The 21,065-nt window shown below is 61.3% G+C and carries 16 protein-coding genes; 6 read left to right on the plus strand and 10 right to left on the minus strand.

Annotation, left to right across the window (positions count from 1 at the left end; translation table 11 throughout):
• Position 1: 1 nt before the first annotated feature.
• The gene (locus ACZ9EJ_RS06970) at positions 2–697 is read left to right on the plus strand and encodes a DUF502 domain-containing protein (protein ID WP_046626134.1); all 696 of its coding nucleotides are present in this window, start codon (positions 2–4) and stop codon (positions 695–697) included.
• 3 nt (positions 698–700) lie between these two features.
• On the opposite strand, the gene recG is transcribed toward ACZ9EJ_RS06970, so the two are convergent.
• A complete protein-coding gene (gene recG / locus ACZ9EJ_RS06975; RefSeq protein WP_046639351.1) occupies positions 701–2,806 on the minus strand; it encodes an ATP-dependent DNA helicase RecG in 2,106 nt (701 codons plus the stop codon).
• A gap of 90 nt (positions 2,807–2,896) precedes the next feature.
• Between recG and ACZ9EJ_RS06980 the strand changes: the two genes are divergently transcribed.
• Together ACZ9EJ_RS06980 and mfd are read left to right on the plus strand one after the other, a co-directional pair.
• Positions 2,897–3,226, plus strand: a complete 330-nt coding sequence (locus ACZ9EJ_RS06980; RefSeq protein WP_046639255.1) for a succinate dehydrogenase assembly factor 2 — start codon at positions 2,897–2,899, stop codon at positions 3,224–3,226.
• A gap of 11 nt (positions 3,227–3,237) precedes the next feature.
• Positions 3,238–6,744: a transcription-repair coupling factor gene (mfd, locus tag ACZ9EJ_RS06985; RefSeq protein WP_046639352.1), complete on the plus strand. Its 3,507-nt coding sequence runs from the start codon at positions 3,238–3,240 to the stop codon at positions 6,742–6,744.
• Here mfd and ACZ9EJ_RS06990 read toward each other — a convergent pair whose 3' ends face one another.
• Genes ACZ9EJ_RS06990 through ACZ9EJ_RS07000 form a run of 3 tightly spaced genes read right to left on the minus strand, consistent with a single transcriptional unit; the run spans position 6,745 to position 10,211 of the window.
• On the minus strand, positions 6,745–7,683 hold the full coding sequence (locus tag ACZ9EJ_RS06990; RefSeq protein ID WP_046639256.1) for a DMT family transporter: 939 nt from the start codon (positions 7,681–7,683) through the stop codon (positions 6,745–6,747).
• Positions 7,684–7,697: 14 nt separating this feature from the next.
• Positions 7,698–8,369: a DsbA family oxidoreductase gene (locus ACZ9EJ_RS06995; protein ID WP_046639257.1), complete on the minus strand. Its 672-nt coding sequence runs from the start codon at positions 8,367–8,369 to the stop codon at positions 7,698–7,700.
• Positions 8,370–8,405: 36 nt separating this feature from the next.
• Positions 8,406–10,211 (minus strand): extracellular solute-binding protein, encoded by a 1,806-nt coding sequence (locus tag ACZ9EJ_RS07000; protein ID WP_046639258.1) that lies wholly within the window; start codon positions 10,209–10,211, stop codon positions 8,406–8,408.
• A 285-nt stretch (positions 10,212–10,496) separates the two neighbouring features.
• Here ACZ9EJ_RS07000 and ACZ9EJ_RS07005 point away from each other — a divergent pair, with 285 nt between their 5' ends.
• Positions 10,497–11,144: an invasion associated locus B family protein gene (locus tag ACZ9EJ_RS07005; protein WP_046626145.1), complete on the plus strand. Its 648-nt coding sequence runs from the start codon at positions 10,497–10,499 to the stop codon at positions 11,142–11,144.
• Positions 11,145–11,259: 115 nt separating this feature from the next.
• Here the strand turns inward: ACZ9EJ_RS07005 and hspQ are convergent, their stop codons facing one another.
• The 4 genes from hspQ to ACZ9EJ_RS07025 all read right to left on the minus strand — a co-directional run bounded on the left by hspQ (position 11,260) and on the right by ACZ9EJ_RS07025 (position 14,537).
• On the minus strand, positions 11,260–11,589 hold the full coding sequence (hspQ, locus tag ACZ9EJ_RS07010; RefSeq protein ID WP_007753924.1) for a heat shock protein HspQ: 330 nt from the start codon (positions 11,587–11,589) through the stop codon (positions 11,260–11,262).
• A gap of 94 nt (positions 11,590–11,683) precedes the next feature.
• A complete protein-coding gene (locus ACZ9EJ_RS07015; protein ID WP_046639259.1) occupies positions 11,684–12,607 on the minus strand; it encodes a DMT family transporter in 924 nt (307 codons plus the stop codon).
• Positions 12,608–12,718: 111 nt separating this feature from the next.
• Positions 12,719–14,128, minus strand: a complete 1,410-nt coding sequence (gene glnA, locus ACZ9EJ_RS07020; protein ID WP_037087011.1) for a type I glutamate--ammonia ligase — start codon at positions 14,126–14,128, stop codon at positions 12,719–12,721.
• Between the two features lie 70 nt (positions 14,129–14,198).
• A complete protein-coding gene (locus tag ACZ9EJ_RS07025) occupies positions 14,199–14,537 on the minus strand; it encodes a P-II family nitrogen regulator (protein ID WP_007753933.1) in 339 nt (112 codons plus the stop codon).
• A 344-nt stretch (positions 14,538–14,881) separates the two neighbouring features.
• Between ACZ9EJ_RS07025 and ACZ9EJ_RS07030 the strand changes: the two genes are divergently transcribed.
• Positions 14,882–16,363 carry a bifunctional ADP-dependent NAD(P)H-hydrate dehydratase/NAD(P)H-hydrate epimerase gene (locus tag ACZ9EJ_RS07030; RefSeq protein WP_046639260.1) on the plus strand — a complete coding sequence of 494 codons (1,482 nt, stop codon included), beginning with the start codon at positions 14,882–14,884 and terminating at the stop codon, positions 16,361–16,363.
• Here the strand turns inward: ACZ9EJ_RS07030 and ACZ9EJ_RS07035 are convergent.
• Entirely contained in the window at positions 16,360–17,172 is an 813-nt protein-coding gene (locus ACZ9EJ_RS07035; protein ID WP_046639261.1) for a DUF72 domain-containing protein, read from the minus strand. The two genes, ACZ9EJ_RS07030 and ACZ9EJ_RS07035, sit on opposite strands and share 4 nt — an antisense overlap.
• Before the next feature lie 24 nt (positions 17,173–17,196).
• A complete protein-coding gene (uvrA, locus tag ACZ9EJ_RS07040; RefSeq protein ID WP_046639353.1) occupies positions 17,197–20,118 on the minus strand; it encodes an excinuclease ABC subunit UvrA in 2,922 nt (973 codons plus the stop codon).
• A gap of 247 nt (positions 20,119–20,365) precedes the next feature.
• Here uvrA and ACZ9EJ_RS07045 point away from each other — a divergent pair, with 247 nt between their 5' ends.
• The gene (locus ACZ9EJ_RS07045; RefSeq protein WP_046639262.1) at positions 20,366–20,926 is read left to right on the plus strand and encodes a single-stranded DNA-binding protein; all 561 of its coding nucleotides are present in this window, start codon (positions 20,366–20,368) and stop codon (positions 20,924–20,926) included.
• Positions 20,927–21,065: the final 139 nt, after the last annotated feature.

Consider the following 21,065-nt stretch of genomic DNA (forward strand, 5'->3'; position numbering starts at 1 on the left):
AATGAGCGACAGTCCAGAGCGAATATCGCTGGCCGGCCGTCTCAGGAACAACTTCCTAACCGGCCTGATCATCTGCGCGCCGCTTGCCATCACCATCTGGCTCACCTTCACCTTCATCGACTGGGCGGATAGCTGGGTCACGCCCTATATTCCGCAGCGCTACGATCCCCAATATTACTTCAACATCACCATTCCCGGCACCGGCCTTCTGATCGCCGTGGTGTTCATCACCATCATCGGCTTTCTCGGCAAGAACCTGATCGGCCGTTCGATCGTCAAGTTCGGCGAGTCGATCCTGCACCGCATGCCGCTGATCCGCAGCATTTATAAGAGCATCAAACAGATCTTCGAAACGGTGCTGAAGGAACAGTCGACCTCCTTCAAGAAATGCGGTTTGATCGAGTTTCCGAGCCCCGGAATGTGGGCGCTGGTCTTCATTTCCGGCGACGCGCAGGGAGAGATCGCCGCGAAGCTCAATGCGGATGGCGATGAAATGGTCGGCGTCTTCCTGCCGCCGACGCCGGTTCCGACCGCCGGTTTTCTGATGTTCGTGCCGAAGAGCAAGATCGTCATGCTCGACATGACGCCGGAAGAGGGCGCCAAGCTGCTGATATCGGGCGGGTTGATCGCACCGGACTACAAGCCTGTCCCCGGCGCGCCGACCGCCATCCTGCCGGCTCCTAAAATGCAGGCTTGAGACCTACCCGGCTCTCAGGAACCGGATCGCCTCGTCGCGGCGGTGCAGATAAAGCAGCACGCGCATGTTCTGGCCGCGTTCGCTGGTGAGTTCCGGATCCCGCTCCAGGAGATAGGCCGCATCCTTGCGGGCGATTTCCAGCAGGTCCGCATGCGCCTCCAGACTGGCGATCCGGAAACCCGGCGTGCCGGACTGGCGGGTGCCGAGCAATTCGCCTTCACCGCGCAATTTCAGATCCTCCTCGGCGATCAGAAAACCGTCCTCACTGTCACGCAGGATCGAAAGCCGCGCCCGGCCTGTTTCGCTGAGCGGTCCCTTGTAGAGCAGGATGCAGGTCGACGCCTCGTCGCCGCGCCCGACACGGCCGCGCAGCTGGTGCAGCTGGGCGAGCCCGAATCGCTCCGCATGCTCGATCACCATGATCGTCGCATCCGGCACGTCGACGCCCACTTCGACGACGGTGGTCGCGACCAGCAGCCGGATCTCACCGGCTTTGAAGGCGCCCATCACAGCGTCCTTTTCCGGTCCGCTCATGCGACCATGGATGAGACCGACATCGCGGCCGAGTTCCTTGGCGAGCACCGCATAACGCTCCTCCGCCGACATCAGGTCCGAGACATCCGATTCTTCGACGAGCGGGCAGATCCAATAGGCTTTTTTTCCTTCACCGATCGCGCCACGCAGCCGGGCAACGATATCGCCGATCCGCTCGGTGGGAATGGTGACCGTCTGGATCGGCTTGCGGCCTGCCGGTTTTTCGGTGAGCTTCGAGACATCCATGTCACCAAACGCAGCGAGAACCAGCGTGCGGGGAATGGGCGTCGCCGTCATCACCAGCATATGCGGAGAAATGCCTTTGGCCGTCAGCCGCAGGCGCTGGTGCACGCCGAACCGGTGCTGCTCGTCCACCACCGCAAGCATCAAATTGTGATAGTTGATCGCATCCTGGAAAAGCGCGTGGGTGCCGATGATGATCTGCGCTTCGCCCGAGGCGATCCGATCGATGATCTGGTCGCGCTCACGTCCCTTGGTGCGGCCGGTCAGCACTTCGACCGTCACGCCGGCGGCACCGGCGAGCTTCGAGATCGTCGCAAAATGCTGGCGGGCGAGGATTTCGGTCGGCGCCATCAGCACCGCCTGGCCGCCGGCCTCGACGGCGGCGGACATGGCGAGCAGTGCCACCAGGGTCTTGCCGGCGCCGACATCGCCCTGCAGCAGCCGCAGCATGCGATCTTCGCCGGCCATGTCCTTGATGACGTCCTCGACCGCCGCTTTCTGGCTCGGTGTCAGCGAGAAGGGCAGGCCGGCGATGATCCTCGCGGCAAGATCGCCCTTCACCCGGATCGGCTGGCCTGGGACCTTGCGCACCTTCTGGCGCACCAGCGACAAGGATACCTGGCCGGCAAGGAACTCGTCATAGGCAAGCCGGCGGCGGGCAGGGGCCTGCGGATCGATATCCGCCGCGTCGCGCGGATCGTGCAGCCCGCGAAAGGCCTCCGCCACCGAGGGAAAACCCTGGCGCGAGGCCAGCGCAGCATCCGCCCATTCCGGCAGGTCCGGCATGCGGGCGACGGCACCGTCTATTGCCTTGCGCAGCACTTTCGGCGTCAGGCCGGCCGTCATCGGATAGACCGGTTCCACCAGTGGCAGGTTTTCAGCCTCCGAGGATTTCACGATGAAATCCGGATGCACCATCGAAGGGCGGCCGTTGAACCAGTCGACCTTGCCGCTCACCATCACCATCTCGTCGATCGGCAGCGATTTTTCCAGCCAGTTGCCCTTGGCGCGGAAGAAGGTGAGCGCCAGTTCACCGGTGTCGTCATGCAGGAAGACGCGATAGGGCATATTGGATTTGCCGGGCGGTGGCGGCTGATGCCGGTCGACCCGGCCTTCGATCGTGACGATCGCTCCTTGCGGCGAGAGCGCGATGCCCGGTCGGTTGCGCCGGTCGATCAGCGAGGAGGGGGCATGGAAAAGCAGGTCCACGACACGGCAGTCGTCCGGATCGTCACGGCCGGTGACGCGGGCGATCAGTTCGGCAAGCTTCGGCCCGACACCGGCAAGCGAGGCGACGGGCGAGAACAGCGGATCGAGTATGGCGGGACGCATGGCGCGCAAAATGCGATGGATTTTGCCCATTTGGCAAGGTGACGAGGGCGGAAAAGCGTCCTATATGAACGGCAAAACAAGGACACGGCCATGACAGGACTATCCCGCACCAGCGCGGATCTCGACCCGCGCCGCAGGCGCATCCTCTATCGCTGCTGGCATCGCGGCATCCGGGAGATGGACCTGGTTCTCGGGAGTTTTGCGGAAGCCGAGATCGGCAAGCTCGCAGAAGCCGAACTCGACGAATTCGAGGCGATCATGGGCGAGGACGATCATGACCTTCATGCCTGGATCACCGGTGCTCAAGCTTTGCCCGAGCATATGAAGACGCCGCTTTTTGCGCGCGTCGCCGCCTATACGCCGGATTTCGATCCCGTCACCAAAGCCTCCCTGGAGCTAAGGCTCGGACACAAGATATGAATTCTGGCCCGATGATTCCCGGATTCGACGCGAAGAAGATTGCGGCGGCGCAAAGCCCGCTGACCATAGGCAACGTGCCGCCGGGCATGGAGCCGCTGATCGTGGCCGAGCTCGCCCGCGCCGGCCAGGCGGTTGCCTATGTCCTGTCGGACGGCCAGCGCATGCTCGACCTGGAGCAGATGCTGTCCTTCGTGGCGCCGGAAATTCCCGTCCTGACGCTGCCCGCCTGGGACTGTCTTCCCTATGACCGCGTCTCGCCGAGCGCCGATGTCTCTGCCCGCCGGCTGGCGGCCCTGTCCGGACTGATTTCCCATCGCAAAAAGCCGCATGCGGCGATCGTGCTCGTCACCGTCAATGCGATGCTGCAGAAGATTGCGCCTGCCGAGATTATCGAGAGCCTGGCGTTCTCGGCCAAGCCCGGCAACCAGATCCGCATGGACGACATCGCGGCGCGGCTGGAACGCAACGGGTTCGAGCGTGTCGCGACGGTGCGCGAAGTCGGCGAATTCGCCGTACGCGGCGGCATTCTCGATGTTTTCGTGCCGGGCACGGAAGAACCGGTGCGCCTCGATTTCTTCGGCGATACGCTGGAATCGATCCGCTCCTTCGACCCCGCCAGCCAGCGCACCACCGGCCAGTCGCGGGCCCTCGATCTCAATCCGATGAGCGAGGTGACGCTGACGCCGGACACGATCAGCCGTTTCCGCAAGAACTACCTGTCGCTCTTCGGGGCTGCGACCCGCGACGACGCACTCTATCAGGCAGTCTCGGAAGGCCGGCGTTACCCCGGCATGGAACACTGGCTGCCACTGTTCTACGACGGGCTCGAAACCGCCTTCGATTACCTCAGCGGGTTTCGCATCGTCACCGACCACACCGCGCGCGAGGCGGCCAACGAACGTTCGAAGCTGGTCGCCGACTATTATGAGGCACGGCGCGACTCCGGCCCGCAGGGCAAGGGCGCGGCGGCGCAGGCGGCCCCCTACAAGCCGGTGTCCCCGGGTCAGCTTTATCTCGACGGCAAGGCATTCGCCGCAGCGCTCGACGCCGTCAATGCGCTGCGCCTGACGCCGTTCAACGAGATGGATGCCGAGGGTCGCCGGGTGGTGACTTTGGATGCGCATGCCGGGCCGCGCTGGGCGAAAAACCAGACAGAGGAAAAGGACCGCGACGAACGCGTCAACGTCTTCGACCTCGTCGTCAAGCATATCGCCGACAAGCGCGCCGAAGGTATCAAGGTTCTGGTTACCGGCTGGTCTGCCGGTTCGCTCGACCGTCTTCTGCAGGTTCTTGACGAGCGCGGCCTGAAACGAATCCGGCAGATCGAAAAGCTCGCCGATCTCGATAAGCTCGAAAAGGGCGAGGCGGCATCCGCGGTTTTGAGCCTCGAGGCTGGTTTCGAGACCGACAGGATCGCCGTCATCGGCGAACAGGATATTTTAGGCGACCGCATGGTCCGCCGCGGCAAGCGCCGCAAGCGTGGCGCGGATTTCCTGACCGAAGTTGCCGGCCTCGACGAAGGTTCGCTGGTCGTCCATGCGGAGCACGGCATCGGCCGGTTCGTCGGCCTGGTGACAATCGAGGCCGCCGGGGCGCCGCGCGCCTGCCTGGAGCTGCATTACGCCGACCAGGCAAAACTCTTCCTGCCGGTCGAGAACATCGATCTCCTGTCGCGCTATGGTTCGGATGCGGCGGAAGCCCAACTCGACAGGCTCGGCGGCGGCGCCTGGCAGGCTCGCAAGGCGAAGCTCAAGAAACGCCTGCTCGATATGGCGGACGGATTGATTCGCATTGCCGCCACGCGCATCACCCGCCGCGCGCCGGTGCTTACCGCGCCGGAAGGTCTCTACGACGAATTCGCCGCCCGCTTCCCTTATGACGAGACCGAGGACCAGGCGACGGCGATCGATTCCGTGCGCGACGATCTCGGCGCCGGCCGGCCGATGGACCGCCTCGTCTGCGGCGACGTCGGTTTCGGCAAGACGGAAGTGGCGCTGCGCGCCGCCTTCTTCGCCGCCATGAACGGCGCCCAGGTCGCGGTCGTCGTGCCGACCACGCTTCTTTCCCGCCAGCATTTCAAGACGTTTCGCGAACGTTTCCGCGGGCTGCCGATCAAGGTCGAGCAGGCGTCGCGGCTGGTGCCTGCCAAGGAATTGGCCCAGACGAAGAAGGACCTTGCCGATGGCAAGGTCGATATCGTCGTCGGTACCCATGCGCTGCTCGGCGCCGGCATCCAGTTCGCCAATCTCGGCCTGCTGATCATCGACGAGGAGCAGCATTTCGGCGTCAAGCACAAGGAACGGCTGAAGGAACTGAAGAGCGACGTGCACGTCCTGACGCTCTCGGCAACGCCGATTCCGCGCACGCTGCAGCTTGCCATGACCGGTGTCCGCGAACTGTCGCTGATCACCACGCCGCCGGTCGATCGCATGGCTGTCCGCACCTTCATCTCGCCCTTCGATCCGCTGGTCATCCGCGAGACGCTGATGCGTGAACATTATCGCGGCGGCCAGAGTTTCTACGTCTGCCCGCGGCTCGCCGACCTTCCGGAAATCCAGGCCTTCCTCCAGTCGGACGTGCCGGAACTGAAGGTCGCGGTTGCCCATGGCCAGATGGCGGCCGGCGAACTCGAAGACATCATGAATGCGTTCTACGACGGCAAGTACGACGTGCTTCTGTCGACGACCATCGTCGAATCCGGGCTCGACGTGCCGACCGCCAACACGCTGATCGTCCACCGTGCCGACATGTTCGGCCTGGCGCAGCTCTACCAGCTCCGCGGCCGCGTCGGCCGTTCCAAGGTGCGCGCCTTCGCGCTCTTTACCCTGCCGGTCAACAAGACGCTGACCACGACCGCCGAGCGCCGCCTGAAGGTGCTGCAGTCGCTCGATACGCTCGGCGCCGGCTTCCAGCTCGCCAGCCACGACCTCGATATCCGCGGCGCCGGCAATCTCTTGGGTGAGGAACAGTCAGGCCATATCAAGGAAGTCGGTTTCGAGCTCTACCAGCAGATGCTGGAGGAAGCCGTGGCTGAGGTGAAGGGCGACGACGAGATTACCGATACCGGCTGGTCGCCGCAGATTTCCGTCGGCATCACCGTGATGATCCCGGAAAGCTACGTGCCCGACCTGCATCTGCGCATGGGCCTCTACCGCCGTCTCGGCGAAGTCACGGAACTGTCGGAGATCGACGGTTTCGGAGCGGAAATGGTCGATCGCTTCGGCCCGATGCCGGTCGAGGTACAGAACCTGTTGAAGGTGGTCTATATCAAGTCGCTCTGCCGCAAGGCCAATGTCGAAAAGCTCGACGCCGGCCCCAAGGGCATCGTCGTCACTTTCCGCGACAAGCAGTTCCCGAACCCGGCCAATCTTGTCGGTTATATCGCCAAGCAGGGAACGCTCGCGAAGATCCGCCCGGACCACAGCGTGTTCCTCACCCGCGACCTGCCGTCGCCTGAAAAGCGGTTGACGGCCGCGGCGCAGGTGATGACCCAGTTCGCGGAACTGGCTAAATCGTGACTATATGTCGGATTTATTGTCTGGGACTGTGACCACGGCGGCTTGCTGATCCGTCGCGACGGACGCGGGCAGGGCAACGTCGCGTGCCCGCTCGCGGGCGAGCGTCAGGAGGCCGGAGCCGATGATCAGCACGATGCCGATCAGCATCGGCAGGTCGACCCTGTCGCCGAAGACGAGATAGCCGAACAGGATGGCCCAGAGCATCTGGCTGTATTGTGTCGGTCCGATCACTGCGGCCGGCGCGTAGTTGGCGGCATACATCAGCCAGACGGTAGCCAGTGCCCCCAGCAGACCGTATCCCGCGAGCATGGCCCATTGCGGAAGGGTCGGCCAGCGGAAGTCCGGGATCATCAGGACGCCGAGGATGACGAGAACGCCAAGGACGCCGGCGCCGTAAAGCGAGATCTGCTTCTCCGATGGTCCGACGGCGCGATAGACGATGATCGAGATCGCCCCGGAAAACCCGGCAAACACCGCACCGACATGCCCGATCGAAAGCTCGCGGAAACCCGGGCGCAATATGACCAGCACGCCGACGAAGCCGATGATCACCGCGCTCCAGCGCCGGATGCCGACCGTCTCCTTGAGGAACAGCACCGACATGATCGTCACGAAGGAAGGCAGCAGGAAGATCAGAGCAAAGGCTTCCGCCATCGACAGATAGGTGAAGGCCGCAACACTGCCGATCGTCCCCACGGCCGCGGAGAAGAAGCGCAGGACCCATAGCGGCCGGTTGGTGCTTCTTACCACGTCGAGCCAGCTGTCGCCTGGTTTCATGAGATAGGGAAAACCGGCGAGCATGAAGACGGCACCGAAAAAGCCCATTTCATAGGGCGTCAGGGCGCCCTCGATCATCTTGACGCTGGCATCGCTCCAGGAATAGGCGGCAAACGAGCCGAAGGCGAGTAGAACGCCCTTCAGGGTCTGGTCGGTACGCACGCGGTTGTCCGTTCTCAGATCATGCCCTTGCGGGCTTCCGCCTTCAGCTTGGCGATTTCTCGCAGCGCATTGGCAAAGACATCCGGCGTCTGCGCTCCGCTGACCGCATATTGTCCGTCGATGATAAAGAACGGCACGCCGGTCACGCCCATCTTCTGAGCCGCCTCGATCTCCCCAAGGATGGTGTCCTTGTCGGCGTCGCTTGCCAGAAGGTTCTCGATGACCTTGCGGTCCAGGCCCGATTTTTCAGCGATATCGGCCAGCACGGCGTGGTCGCCGACATTGCGGCCTTCCTCGAAATTCGCCTTGAACAGGGCGGTCGCGACCTTGTCCTGAATTTCCCGGCTTTCCACGATCGCCCAATGCAACAGGCGATGTGCATCGAGCGTATTGGGACCGATCTTGATCGCCTCGAAATTGTACTTGATGCCGACCTCTTCGCCGAGTTTCTTCAGCATGTCGTGGGCACGTTCGACGGCTTGCGTGCCGCCGAGCTTGGCGGCAAGGTCCGCCTGATGGTCGACGCCCTCGGGCGGATGGTCCGGGTTGAGCCGATAGGGGCGCCAGTTGATGTCGACGCCGATCTCGTCCTGCACTTCGGCGACCGCCAGTTCCATCCTTGCCTTGCCGAGATAGCACCAGGGGCAGACGATATCCGAAACGATGTCGATGGTTACGCGCTCCATGGCGGCGTCCTTTCTTCGGTAACCGGAGAGACTGGATTATTGCGCCCGTTTATCCCACCAGGTGTTGAGCTGGTAGCCATAGAGCGGGAGTTTTTCCGGATAACCGATATGCTTGCGACGCGCCACCCATTGATCGGGGATATGATAGAGCGGAACGAGATAGTGACCGGAAATCAGCATCCGGTCGTAAGCCCGCACCGCCGCCTCGAAATCCTCCTTGCTGCGCACCGCCAGCATGGTCCCGATCAGCTTGTCGAGGTCGGGATCCGCAGTACCGGCAAAATTGAAGCTGCCGTCGCGATTGCGGGAATCCGATCCCCAGCGCCCGACCTGTTCGATGCCGGGCGAAAGGGACGCGGGATAGGATTTGACGATCATGTCATAGTCGAAATTGCCCGAGCGGGCCTGGTATTGGGCATCGTCGACGGTGCGGATCGACATGTCGACGCCGATCATCTTCAGCGTCCGCTGATAGGCGATCGCGAGCTTTTCCTGGTCCTGGGTCTGGGTCATGACCTCGAAGGTCAACGGCCTGCCCGAAGCGTCCGTCATCCTGCCGTTCTTGATCGCGTAACCGCCCTTCTTGAGAAGATCGACCGCATCGCGCAACACTTTGCGATCCGCACCGGAAGCGTCGGTCTTCGGTAGATGATAACTGCCGTCGAGCACTGCCGGCTCGATCCTGTCCTTGATGGCCCCGAGGATCTTGAGCTCCCGCTCGTCCGCCGGCTTGCCGAGCGAGGAGAGGGGCGAGTTCTGCCAGAAGCTTTCCGTTCGGGTATAGGCGCCTTCGAAAAGGTTCTTGTTGGCCCATTCGAAATCGAAGGCGAGTGAAAGGCCGGCGCGCACGTTCACGTCTGCGAAGAGTGCTCTTCTCGTATTGAACACGAAACCGAGCATGCCGGTCGGCAGCTGCGGCTTGAACGCATCCTTGATCACGTCACCGTTCTGGACCGCCGGGAAATCATAGGCCCGCGCCCAATGTGTCGGACTGCCGTCGGGATAGATGTCGATCGCGCCCTTCTTGAAGGCTTCGAACAACGTGTTGTCCTGCAGGAAATATTCGACGCTGATCTGATCGTAATTGTCGAAGCCCACCTTGGCCGGAATATCCTTGCCCCAGTAGCCCGGGTCCCGTTCATAGACGATGCGTTCTCCGGGCGAAATGGACTTGATCCGGTAAGGGCCGGAGCCAACCGGCGGCTTCAGCGTCGACTGATCGAAGGTGGCCGGATCGGTTGCGTGTTTCGGCAGGATCGGGGTGCCGGTGGCGAGAATGAGCGGAAATTCCCGGTCGGCCTTTTCGTTGAAGGTAAACCGTACGCCACGCTCGCCGACCTTCTCCATTTTGGCGACGGGCGTCAGCCGTGATGAGAAGGGAATGCGGGCCTTGTCGCGCAACAACTCGAACGAAAAGATCACGTCATCCGGGGTGACCGGCTGGCCATCCGACCATTTCGCCTTCGGATTGAGATTGAACTGGATGAAGGTCCGGTCGTCATTCCATTCGACGCTCTCGGCCAGCAGCCCGTAAAGCGTGAACGCCTCGTCGCTGGAACGGGTCATCAGGGACTCAAAGATGAGATTGCCGAAAGCCGGGTCCCAGATGCCGCGCGCCGAGGTGCGCATGCTTTTCAGGATGAACGGATTGAGGCTGTCGAACGTGCCGACGACGCCATAGGTTATTCGGCCGCCCTTCTTCACGTCCGGGTTCACATATGGGAAGTGCTTATAATCGGGCCCGAGCGCCGGACTGCCGTGCATGGCTACCCCATGGACCGGTTCGGCAAGGGCTGGGGTGCTGATGGCAAGCGCGGCGATAAGGGGGAGAAAGCGTCGCATGGGACCCATGGCGGTGAAATCCTCGCTGATTCGCCTGCAAAATAGCGCATGCCATGAGGCCCACCAACCACCGCCATGTGCAAAAGAATGATCGCCGACGTTAACTCCTTGTCAAAAAATACGAAAGAAGGACTGGATATCGATGTCTGCCCGATGTAACAGGTTGGCCACACGGGCGGGTCATTCAATTGCCTCATTTGACCGACAGGTCACAGGCAGTAGGACACCCCGAGGGAGTTGACGGCGTCTGCCGTACCCAGCGGATTTCAGGAGACGGATCTCGTTATGATGCTTAAGGCAACCCAAGTTCTGCGGACGGCGATGTCCGCTCTCGCTCTCTCGGCCGGCGCGATGGCGCTGCCGGTTGCAGCCCTTGCACAGGATGCTCCGGCCGCGGCCGCTCCTGGTGCACCGCCGCTCGGCTGGTTCAAGACCTGCACCAAGCAGGACGACAGCGATCTCTGCGTCGTGCAGAACGTCATTGCCGCCCAGAACGGTCAGCTCATCACCGCCGTCGGCCTGATCACGGTTGAAGGCAAGGTTAACCGCAAGATCATGCAGGTTTCGGTACCGACCGCGCGCCTCGTGCCGCCCGGCATCGTCATGCAGATCGACGGCGGCAAGGGCCAGAAGCTCGATTACATCGTTTGCCTTCCGGACAAGTGCACCGCCGAAGTGCCGCTGACGGACGCGATGATCGCCAGCCTCAAGAAGGGCGGCGAGGTGGTCTTCACCTCGATCAACTTCCGCCGCGCTCCAAACCCGATCAAGGTTCCGCTCACCGGCTTCACCGGCGTATTCGACGGTCCGGCCATGCCGCAGGAACAGATCGCTCAGAGCCAGCGCAGCCTCGAAGAAGGCATGCAGCGCAAGGCAGAAGAGACCCGGAAGAAGCTGGAAGACGCCCAGAACTCTGCAAAGCAGGGTCAGTAAGTTCCAGTCGGAACCGACAGTTCGAAGCCCGGCCATGCGCCGGGCTTTCTGATTCTGGACATGAAAAAAGCGCCGGCAGAATGCCGACGCCTTTTCTGGATGTTGCGAATAGAGGTTAGTGGGCCAGTATGATCTTGGGCTTCAACTGACCGGACGGGCCGCGATCGAAGATCTGGTAGACCTGCGGATTGCGCAGTGGAGCATCGTTTTCGTCGTGTTCCAGATTCTGCTCCGAAACATAGGCCACATACTCCGTCTCGTCATTCTCCGCGAGGAGATGATAGAAGGGCTGGTCCTTGTTCGGCCGGATTTCCGCGGGAATGGAATTCCACCATTCTTCCGTATTGGCGAATTCCGGATCCACATCGAACACGACGCCCCGGAACGGAAAGACCTTGTGGCGGACCACTTCTCCGATGGTAAATTTAGCGTTGCGTTGTTTCATGGTGCGATGTCCTTTCGCATCCTAATGTGGGAATAAAATTCTCCGACATCAAGAGATTAATGCAGACCGGCCGGCTTCGTTCCACGGGATAGACTTAAGGCTTAGCAAGCCTCCGCGGTCGGGTCGTCGCCAGCACTATGCCGCCAAGCACCAGAACGATGCCGAGCGCGTGATATCTTTCAAAAGTCTCGCCAAGGAATATCACCGCCATGACGATAGAGACCGGCGGCATCATGTAAAGCGTCACTCCCGCCGTCGCCGGCCCAAATATCCTCACCGTATGCTGAAAGCAGAAGAAGGCTGCGAGCGAGGCAAACAGGATGATGCCGGCAATCTTCGACCAGGCTGAAAGCGTCGTCGGCAGAAGCCCGCCATGGAAGAGTTCCCAGAGTGCCGGGGGCAGCAGGAGGAGCGACCCTGAAAAGCCGATCAGCCCGAACAGCGTAAATGGCCGGATCGCCTGGGCCGCCGGGCGGCGCAGCAGGAGCGAATAGATCGCAAAGGCGATCGCCGCCACGAGCATGCCGAGGTCGCCGACATTAAAATCCATGTGCGCCAAGGCGCCGACATCGCCACGCAGCACGATCACCGCCACGCCGGCGAATGCGACCGCCATGCCCAAAAGCTCCCGGCCGCCGATCCGGCGACCGGAAAACTGCCATTCGAAAAGGATGATGAACAGCGACGAGGTCGTGTAGATCAGCGTCGCGTTCGATGCCGTCGTCAGCGTCAGCGCCCAATAAACCAAGCCGCCGCTGATGCCGATGCTCAGGAAACCCAGCCACAGCCAGAGCCAGGTATGCCGGCGCACAAAGGTCCAGGCGGCCGCCCAGTCGAAATACAGCAGGGGCACGATGATCAGCGTTGCTCCGGCCCAGCGGATGAAGGCAGTGATGAACGGCCCGATCTCGCCGATCACGCCGCGCCCGAAGATCAGGTTGCTGGAAAAGAACACGGGAACAAGCGCGAAGATCACCCAGTCGGTCGGGCGCGGTCGTGGAGAGTTGGGGGAGGTCATCGGCACACCGGCAATGGAGGCGCAAGCCACAAGGCTCGGCGAAATGGAAAACGGCGGGCTTGCGGCCCGCCGTTCTCAACGCAGCCAAGCGCGAAATCGCGCCCAGTCGGATCAGGCCGAATAATACATGTCGAACTCGACCGGATGCGGCGTCATTTCGAAGCGCATGACTTCCACCATCTTGAGCTCGATATAGGCGTCGATCTGGTCGTCGTCGAAGACGCCGCCGGCGGTCAGGAACTTGCGGTCGCGATCGAGGTTTTCGAGGGCTTCGCGCAGAGAACCGCAGACGGTCGGGATCTTCTTCAGCTCCTTCGGCGGCAGGTCGTAGAGATCCTTGTCCATGGCCTTGCCGGGATGGATCTTGTTCTTGATGCCGTCGAGGCCGGCCATCAGCATGGCGGCGAAGGCAAGATAGGGGTTTGCCAGCGGATCCGGGAAGCGGACTTCGACGCGCTTCGACTTCGGTCCGGTGCCGAAGGGGATGCGGCACGAAGCCGAGCGGTTGCGAGCCGAGTAAGCGAGCAGAACCGGCGCTTCATAACCCGGGACGAGACGCTTGTAGGAGTTCGTCGTCGGGTTGGTGAAGGCGTTGATCGCCTTGGCATGCTTGATGATGCCGCCGATATAGAAGAGGCAGCTTTCCGAAAGGCCGGCATATTCGTCGCCGGCGAAGGTCGGCTTGCCGTCCTTCCAGATCGACTGGTGCACGTGCATGCCCGAGCCGTTGTCGCCGAAGATCGGCTTCGGCATGAAGGTCGCCGTCTTGCCGTAGGCATTGGCGACCTGGTGCACGACATACTTGTAGATCTGGATCTTGTCGGCGTTGCGCACCAGGGTATCGAACTTGACGCCGAGTTCGTGCTGGGCGGATGCCACTTCGTGGTGATGCTTTTCCACGACCACGCCCATTTCGGCGAGCACGGTCAGCATTTCGGAGCGCATGTCCTGCAGGCTGTCGACCGGCGGAACCGGGAAGTAGCCGCCCTTGACGCGCGGGCGGTGGCCGAGATTGCCGGTCTCGTAGTCCGTGTCGTCGTTGGACGGCAGTTCGGACGAGTCGAGCTTGAAGCCCGTGTTATAAGGGTCGGCCTTGTATTTGACGTCGTCGAAGACGAAGAATTCCGGCTCCGGGCCGACAAATACGGTATCGCCGATGCCGGATGCCTTCAGATAGGCTTCTGCCTTCTTGGCGGTGCCGCGCGGATCGCGGTTATAGGCTTCACCGGAAATCGGGTCGAGGATGTCGCAGAAGATGACCATGGTCGACTGGGCGAAGAACGGATCCATGTGGACCGTCGCCGGGTCGGGCATCAGCACCATGTCCGACTCGTTGATGGCCTTCCAGCCGCCGATCGAGGAACCGTCGAACATGACGCCGTCGGCGAACATGTCCTCATCGACGCAGACGACGTCCATGGTGACGTGTTGTAGCTTGCCCTTGGGGTCGGTAAAGCGCAGGTCCACGAACTTGACGTCGTTTTCCTTGATTTGTTTCATGATTTCGCTTGCGCTCGTCATATGACCTTCCTCGATGTACGATGACGATGAAACCCCGGCCTTTTGGCCCTAGGGCGTTTATTGGGGGCGTTTAGATGGCGTCCACGCCCGTTTCACCGGTGCGGATGCGGATGACTTCCTCCACATTGGAAACGAATATCTTGCCGTCTCCAATCCGTCCAGTCTGTGCCGCATTACGGATGGCTTCGATGACGGCATCCGCGTTCTCGTCCGCCAGGACGACCTCAACTTTGACCTTGGGCAGAAAATCGACGACGTATTCTGCGCCGCGATAGAGCTCGGTATGGCCCTTCTGGCGGCCAAAACCCTTGGCTTCGGTCACTGTAATACCCTGCAAACCGACCTCCTGAAGGGCTTCCTTCACTTCGTCCAGCTTAAAAGGCTTGATGATCGCTTCGATCTTTTTCATGAGAAACCATATCTCCGCTTCTCTCTTGAAGCAGGCTGTTACCCGCTCGCCCATGCCAATGCAGTTATCGTGCCAAACTCATACGACACTTTCAAAAGAATAATAGGGTTTTTCACTAATTCCCGACAAAACAGCAGCTTCAGCGACAAAATCGCTTCCGTTTTTCTCAAAATTTGTGCGTTGCGGCACAAGAATCGGAGTTTTTCGAAGTTTTTTCGATATTTTAGAGTTTATAAATGTACGCTATGTGATGGCTTAAATTTAGGCATTTGCATAATTTTTATGTCTATCTGGGTGGCGAGACGGCGCTTGTTTTCTGATCAGCTTTCCGTTCAATTGCGCCTATGGATGCTTCGCTTGGCTCATTGCTCCTCACACCCGACGAGATGGCGGCGGCGGACGCCGCCTCTGCCCGATACGGCATTCCGTCTTTCGATCTGATGGAGCGGGCAGGGCAGGCCGTTGCAGCGGCCGCGCTTCGACAATTTCCAGGCGCGTTGCGTTTTGCCGTGCTGTGCGGCCCCGGAAACAACGGCGGCGACGGATATGTGGCGGCCCGCGCGCTTGCCGAAGCCGGCGCGTCCGTTCGCGTCCATCATCTGGGTGACCCGCAGAAGCTGACGGGGGATGCCAGGCAGGCGCGCGAGCACTGCAATCTGCCCTCTGAGCCGCTCCAGACCTACCGGCCGATCGCGGGTGACGTGGTGGTCGATGCGCTGTTCGGAGCCGGCCTGACGCGCGACGTGCCCGACATCGTCGCGGATGTGATCCGCAATGTCGGCGAGGCGCGGATACCGGTTATCGCCGTCGACCTGCCGTCCGGTCTCTGCGGAAGGCGTGGCGTCCCGCTCGGGGCCGCCTTCCAGGCCGTGCATACCGTCACCTTCATGACCCGAAAACCGGGACATCTGCTGTTGCCGGGGAGGTCGCTCTGCGGTGACATCGAGGTTTTCAATATCGGCATTCCTGCCCGTGTCATCCGTGAGGTTGCCGGCGAGACGAGGGAAAACCGACCGGAATTGTGGCGCAGTCTCTTGCCTGAGCCGGGAAGCGAAACTCATAAATACCGACGCGGGCATCTGGCCGTGTTTTCCGGAGAGGCCGGCAAGACCGGTGCGGCTCGGCTGTCGGCGATAGCGGGCCTGAAGGCGGGGGCAGGGTTGGTGACCGTCGGCTCGCCGAGCGATGCCATGCAGGTCAACGCGGCCTCGCTGACTGCAATCATGCTGCATCCGGTCGACACGGTGAAAGATCTGGAAAACTGGCTCGGTTCGGCAAAACTCGCCGCTTTTGTGCTCGGACCGGGTTTTGGCGTCGGCAAGAAAACACGACAGTTCGCGCTGGCGCTTAAGGATCGCCCGCTGGTGCTCGACGCAGACGGGATTACCTCCTTCAAGGAAAAGCCTTCGGACCTGTTCGATGCCTTTGCCGGCGGAGAGCCCCATCTGGTGCTGACACCGCACGAGGGCGAATTCGGCCGGCTTTTTCCCGACATCGCCGCGGATGGCAACCTGAGCAAGGTGGAAAAGGCGGTGGCGGCTTCCGCCCGCGCCCACGCCGCCATTGTCTACAAGGGCGCCGATACGGTGATCGCCAGCCCCGACGGACGCGCCTACATCAACACCAACGGACCGCCATGGCTGGCAACCGCCGGTTCCGGCGACGTTCTGGCCGGCATGATCGGCGCGTTGCTCGCCCAAGGCATGCCCGCATTCGAGGCGGCCGCTGCAGGCGTCTACCTGCATGGCGAAGCCGGCAAGCGGGCAGGCAGGGGCATGACGGCCGAAGACCTCGCCGCCCATGCCCGCATCTGGCTGGATCCCTAGCTTCGGCTTTCCAGGAGTTCGCGCATCGCCATTGCGCCATAGGGCGCGTTCACCTTGCCCTCGTGGATGAAGAAGGCGAAGACGTCGCGCGGCTCCTTCTTGACTTCACGCTTCTCGTCAACCAGCGGCAGATCGTCCGGCACACCGCCTTCCGCCCAGGTTTCCAGCCTTTTCGCCCAAACCTTCATATCCTCTTCCGCATAACAGGTCTTGATATCGTCCGACCCCTTCTGCAGGCGCGCGTAGACGAAATCCGCCGTGACATCCGCGATCATCGGATAGTCGAAATGGTCGGCGCAGACGGGTGCGATATTGTATTTCGCCAGCAGCGCGATGAATTCCGGCGCCTTGAACGTGTCGTTGCGGACCTCGACCACATGAGTCAGCTTCAGCCCGTCCAGCTTGTTCGGCAGCAGTTTCAGGAAGGCTTCGAAATCATCCGCTTCGAACTTCTTGGTCGGCGCGAACTGCCAGAGCAGCGGCCCGAGATGGTCGCCAAGCTCGGTCAGCCCCTGAGTCAGGAATTTCTCGATCGATTCTCCCGCCTCGGCCAAAACCTTGCGGTTGGTGGTGAAGCGGCTCGCCTTCAGCGAAAAGATGAAGCCGTCCGGCACTTCCGATGCCCATTTGGCGAAGGTCTCGGGCTTTTGCGAACCGTAATAGGTACCGTTGACCTCGATGACCTTCAGTTTGCTGGCCGCATATTCGAGCTGTTTCTTCTTCGCCAGTTTTTCAGGATAGAACGTGCCTTCCCACGGCTCGAAGGTCCAGCCGCCGATGCCAGTGCGAATTGTGCCGGCTTTGGTCATGAATTGCCTCCCTTGTGCGGAGGTTCACTCCGCCGCTTCCACCTTCTTCATCGGTCGGCGCTCCAGCAGTTCCTTCAGGAAGTGGCCGGTATAGGACCGCTTTTCCTTGACAATCTGCTCGGGCGTGCCGGCTGCGACCACTTCGCCGCCGCCGGTGCCGCCTTCCGGGCCTATATCGATGATCCAGTCGGCTGTCTTGATGACCTCGAGATTGTGCTCGATGACCACCACCGAATTGCCCTGGTTCACCAGTTCCTGCAGCATTTCCAGAAGCTTGGCGACGTCATGGAAATGCAGGCCGGTCGTCGGCTCGTCGAGGATATAAAGCGTGCGCCCCGTCGAACGTTTCGACAATTCCTTGGCTAGCTTGACGCGCTGCGCCTCGCCACCCGAAAGCGTATTGGCCTGCTGGCCGACCTTGATGTAACCGAGACCGACATCGAAGAGCGATTGCAGCTTGTCGCGGACCGCCGGCACTGCCGAGAAGAACTCGACGCCTTCCTCGACCGTCATGTCGAGCACGTCGGCGATCGACTTGCCCTTGAAGGTGACGTCGAGCGTCTCGCGATTGTAGCGCTTGCCATGGCAGACGTCGCAGGTGACGTAGACGTCCGGCAGGAAGTGCATCTCGATCTTGATGACGCCGTCGCCCTGGCAGGCTTCGCAGCGGCCGCCCTTGACGTTGAACGAGAAACGGCCCGGCTGGTAGCCGCGTGCCTTTGCCTCCGGCAGGCCGGCAAACCAGTCGCGGATCGGCGTGAAGGCGCCGGTATAGGTGGCGGGGTTCGAACGCGGCGTACGGCCGATCGGCGACTGGTCGATATCGATCACCTTGTCGATATGCTCGAAACCGTCGATCCTGTCGTGCTCGGCCGGGATTTCGCGGGCGCCCATGACGCGGCGCGCGGCGGATTTGTAAAGCGTCTCGATCAGGAAGGTCGACTTGCCGCCGCCGGACACGCCTGTCACGGCGGTGAAGACGCCGAGCGGGATGGCAGCCGTGACATTCTTGAGGTTATTGCCGCGGGCGCCAAAAACCTTGATCTCCTTGCCCTTTTTCGGCTTGCGGCGTTCCGCCGGTACCGGCACGCCGAGCTCGCCCGACAGATATTTGCCGGTCAGCGATTTCGGATTGGCCATCACTTCGCTGGGCGTGCCTTCGGCCACCACCTGTCCGCCATGGATGCCGGCCGCAGGGCCGATATCGACCACGTAGTCGGCGGTCATGATCGCGTCCTCGTCATGCTCGACGACAATCACCGTATTGCCGATATCACGCAGGTGTTTCAGCGTATCGAGCAGCCGGGCGTTGTCGCGCTGGTGCAGGCCGATCGACGGTTCGTCGAGCACGTAGAGCACCCCAGTCAGGCCGGACCCGATCTGCGAGGCAAGCCGGATGCGCTGGCTTTCGCCACCGGAGAGCGTGCCGGAATTGCGCGACAGGCTGAGATAATCGAGGCCGACATCGTTCAGGAACCGCAGGCGTTCGCGGATCTCTTTCAGAATGCGGACCGCGATCTCGTTCTGCTTGGCGTTCAACTGTTCCGGAAGCACCTCGAACCAATCACGGGCAACACGGATCGACATCTCCGTGACCTGGCCGATATGCAGCTTGTTGATCTTCACGGCCAGCGCTTCCGGCTTCAGGCGATAGCCGTTGCAGGCCGGGCAGGGGGCCGCTGACATATAGCGTTCGATCTCCTCGCGCGCCCAAGCGCTGTCGGTTTCCTTCCAGCGGCGCTCGAGGTTCGGCACGATGCCTTCGAAATTCTTGACCGTCTTGTATGAGCGGGCGCCGTCGGCATAGTGGAATTCGATCTTTTCCTCGGTGCCTTCGAGGATGGCTTTCTGCGCCGTCGCAGAAAGCTCGTTCCAGCGGCTGGAAAGCCTGAAATCGAAAACCTTGCCCAGCGCTTCCAGCGTCTGGTTGTAATAGGGCGACGTGGATTTCGCCCAGGGCGCAATCGCGCCGTCGCGCAGCGTTCGGGCAGGCTCCGGCACGATCAGCGCTTCATCGACCTTCTGCTGCGAGCCGAGACCGTCGCAGGTGGGGCAGGCGCCAAATGGATTGTTGAACGAAAACAGCCGCGGCTCGATTTCCGAAATGGTGAATCCGGAAACGGGGCAGGCGAACTTTTCCGAAAACAGCACCCGTTCGTGTGTTTCGTTGAGGGATTTGTTCGCGGAACCGCCGGCCGAAGTCTCTTCCGGCGGCAGCGGCTTGTCGGCGAATTCGGCAACCGCCAGCCCATCGGCCAGCTTCAGCGAGGTTTCAAGGCTGTCCGCCAGGCGCGCGGCGATATCGGAGCGGACCACGAGCCGGTCCACGACGACATCGATATCGTGCTTGTATTTCTTGTCGAGCGCCGGGACGTCGGCGATCTCGTAAAACTGGCCGTCCACCTTGACGCGCTGGAACCCCTTTTTCATCAGGTCGGCGAGTTCTTTTTTGTACTCGCCTTTGCGCCCGCGGATCATCGGCGCCAGAATATAAAGACGCGTGCCTTCTTCGAAGGCGAGGATGCGATCGACCATCTGGCTGACCGTCTGGCTTTCGATCGGCAGGCCCGTTGCCGGCGAATAGGGCACCCCGACGCGCGCAAAAAGCAGGCGCATATAGTCGTAGATTTCGGTGACCGTGCCGACCGTCGAGCGAGGGTTGCGGGAGGTGGTCTTCTGCTCGATGGAGATTGCCGGGGAAAGCCCGTCGATCTGGTCGACATCCGGCTTCTGCATCATCTCCAGGAACTGGCGCGCATAGGCCGAAAGACTTTCGACATAACGCCGCTGGCCTTCCGCATAGATTGTGTCGAAGGCGAGCGAAGACTTGCCCGAACCGGACAGGCCGGTCATGACGATCAGCGAATTGCGGGGCAAATCGAGATCGATGCCCTTCAAATTATGCTCGCGCGCACCACGTATGGAAATGCTCTTCAGTTCGCTCATCTTCATGCTCTCGGGAGGATCGAAGGCCCTTATGTAGTGATTGATCCACGACTGTCGAGACGAAACTGCTGCCGTGCAACGCCGTTCCCGAGTCGGTTGACAGCACTATAGGAATAAAATAGAACAAATAAAGAACAAATTTGCCTGTGGATTAAAGATCGCAAAGACCCAATGGCTGGGTCCGATGGGCTAGAGTGCCGCGATTGATTTTTGGTGCCGTTACCGGGCGGCAGATGAGGTGACGAATATGGCTGGTAGTGTGAACAAGGTAATCCTGGTGGGGAATGTGGGGGCTGATCCTGAAATCCGCCGGACGCAGGACGGCCGGCCGATCGCCAACCTTCGCATCGCCACGTCCGAAACCTGGCGCGATCGCAACAATGGCGAACGCCGCGAGAAGACCGAATGGCATACGGTCGTCGTCTTCAACGAGGGCCTCTGCAAGGTCGTCGAGCAATATGTGAAGAAGGGCGCCAAGCTTTATATCGAAGGCGCGCTGCAGACCCGCAAGTGGCAGGACCAAACCGGCAACGACCGTTATTCGACGGAAATCGTGCTTCAGGGCTTCAACTCGACGCTGACCATGCTGGATGGTCGCGGCGAGGGCGGCGGTGACCGTGCTGGTTTCGGCGGCGGTGGCGGCGGCAATCGGGTAGGCAGCGATTTCGGCGGCAACGACTTCGGCGGCGGCGACGATTACGAGCGCAGGCCTGCTGCGGGGGGTGCGAGCCGCGGCGGTCCGTCTTCCGGCAGCCAGCCGGCCGGCGGCAATTTCTCGCGCGATCTCGACGACGACATCCCGTTCTAGGAGGGAGCGTCAACGCTTTTGTCAACTAAGAGCCGTAAGTCGTTTAGAGACAACGACTTACGGCTTTTTCTTTGACCGGAGATCCGTCGCGCTACAAAACCTAGTAGAGGAATTGCTAACACCGTAAACTTACACCCCA

The organism is Neorhizobium sp. USDA 3394, assembly GCF_056280385.1.

Bases quoted from the DNA above. Each gene is read 5' to 3' on its own strand.
- ACZ9EJ_RS07035 (WP_046639261.1), bottom strand. From the start codon at position 17,172: ATGACCAAAGCCGGCACAATTCGCACTGGCATCGGCGGCTGGACCTTC.
- mfd (WP_046639352.1), top strand. From the start codon at position 3,238: ATGATTCCCGGATTCGACGCGAAGAAGATTGCGGCGGCGCAAAGCCCG.
- ACZ9EJ_RS07045 (WP_046639262.1), top strand. From the start codon at position 20,366: ATGGCTGGTAGTGTGAACAAGGTAATCCTGGTGGGGAATGTGGGGGCT.
- ACZ9EJ_RS06970 (WP_046626134.1), top strand. From the start codon at position 2: ATGAGCGACAGTCCAGAGCGAATATCGCTGGCCGGCCGTCTCAGGAAC.
- uvrA (WP_046639353.1), bottom strand. From the start codon at position 20,118: ATGAGCGAACTGAAGAGCATTTCCATACGTGGTGCGCGCGAGCATAAT.
- recG (WP_046639351.1), bottom strand. From the start codon at position 2,806: ATGCGTCCCGCCATACTCGATCCGCTGTTCTCGCCCGTCGCCTCGCTT.
- ACZ9EJ_RS07025 (WP_007753933.1), bottom strand. From the start codon at position 14,537: ATGAAAAAGATCGAAGCGATCATCAAGCCTTTTAAGCTGGACGAAGTG.
- ACZ9EJ_RS06995 (WP_046639257.1), bottom strand. From the start codon at position 8,369: ATGGAGCGCGTAACCATCGACATCGTTTCGGATATCGTCTGCCCCTGG.
- glnA (WP_037087011.1), bottom strand. From the start codon at position 14,128: ATGACGAGCGCAAGCGAAATCATGAAACAAATCAAGGAAAACGACGTC.
- ACZ9EJ_RS07015 (WP_046639259.1), bottom strand. From the start codon at position 12,607: ATGACCTCCCCCAACTCTCCACGACCGCGCCCGACCGACTGGGTGATC.
- ACZ9EJ_RS07005 (WP_046626145.1), top strand. From the start codon at position 10,497: ATGATGCTTAAGGCAACCCAAGTTCTGCGGACGGCGATGTCCGCTCTC.
- hspQ (WP_007753924.1), bottom strand. From the start codon at position 11,589: ATGAAACAACGCAACGCTAAATTTACCATCGGAGAAGTGGTCCGCCAC.
- ACZ9EJ_RS06980 (WP_046639255.1), top strand. From the start codon at position 2,897: ATGACAGGACTATCCCGCACCAGCGCGGATCTCGACCCGCGCCGCAGG.
- ACZ9EJ_RS07000 (WP_046639258.1), bottom strand. From the start codon at position 10,211: ATGCGACGCTTTCTCCCCCTTATCGCCGCGCTTGCCATCAGCACCCCA.
- ACZ9EJ_RS07030 (WP_046639260.1), top strand. From the start codon at position 14,882: ATGGATGCTTCGCTTGGCTCATTGCTCCTCACACCCGACGAGATGGCG.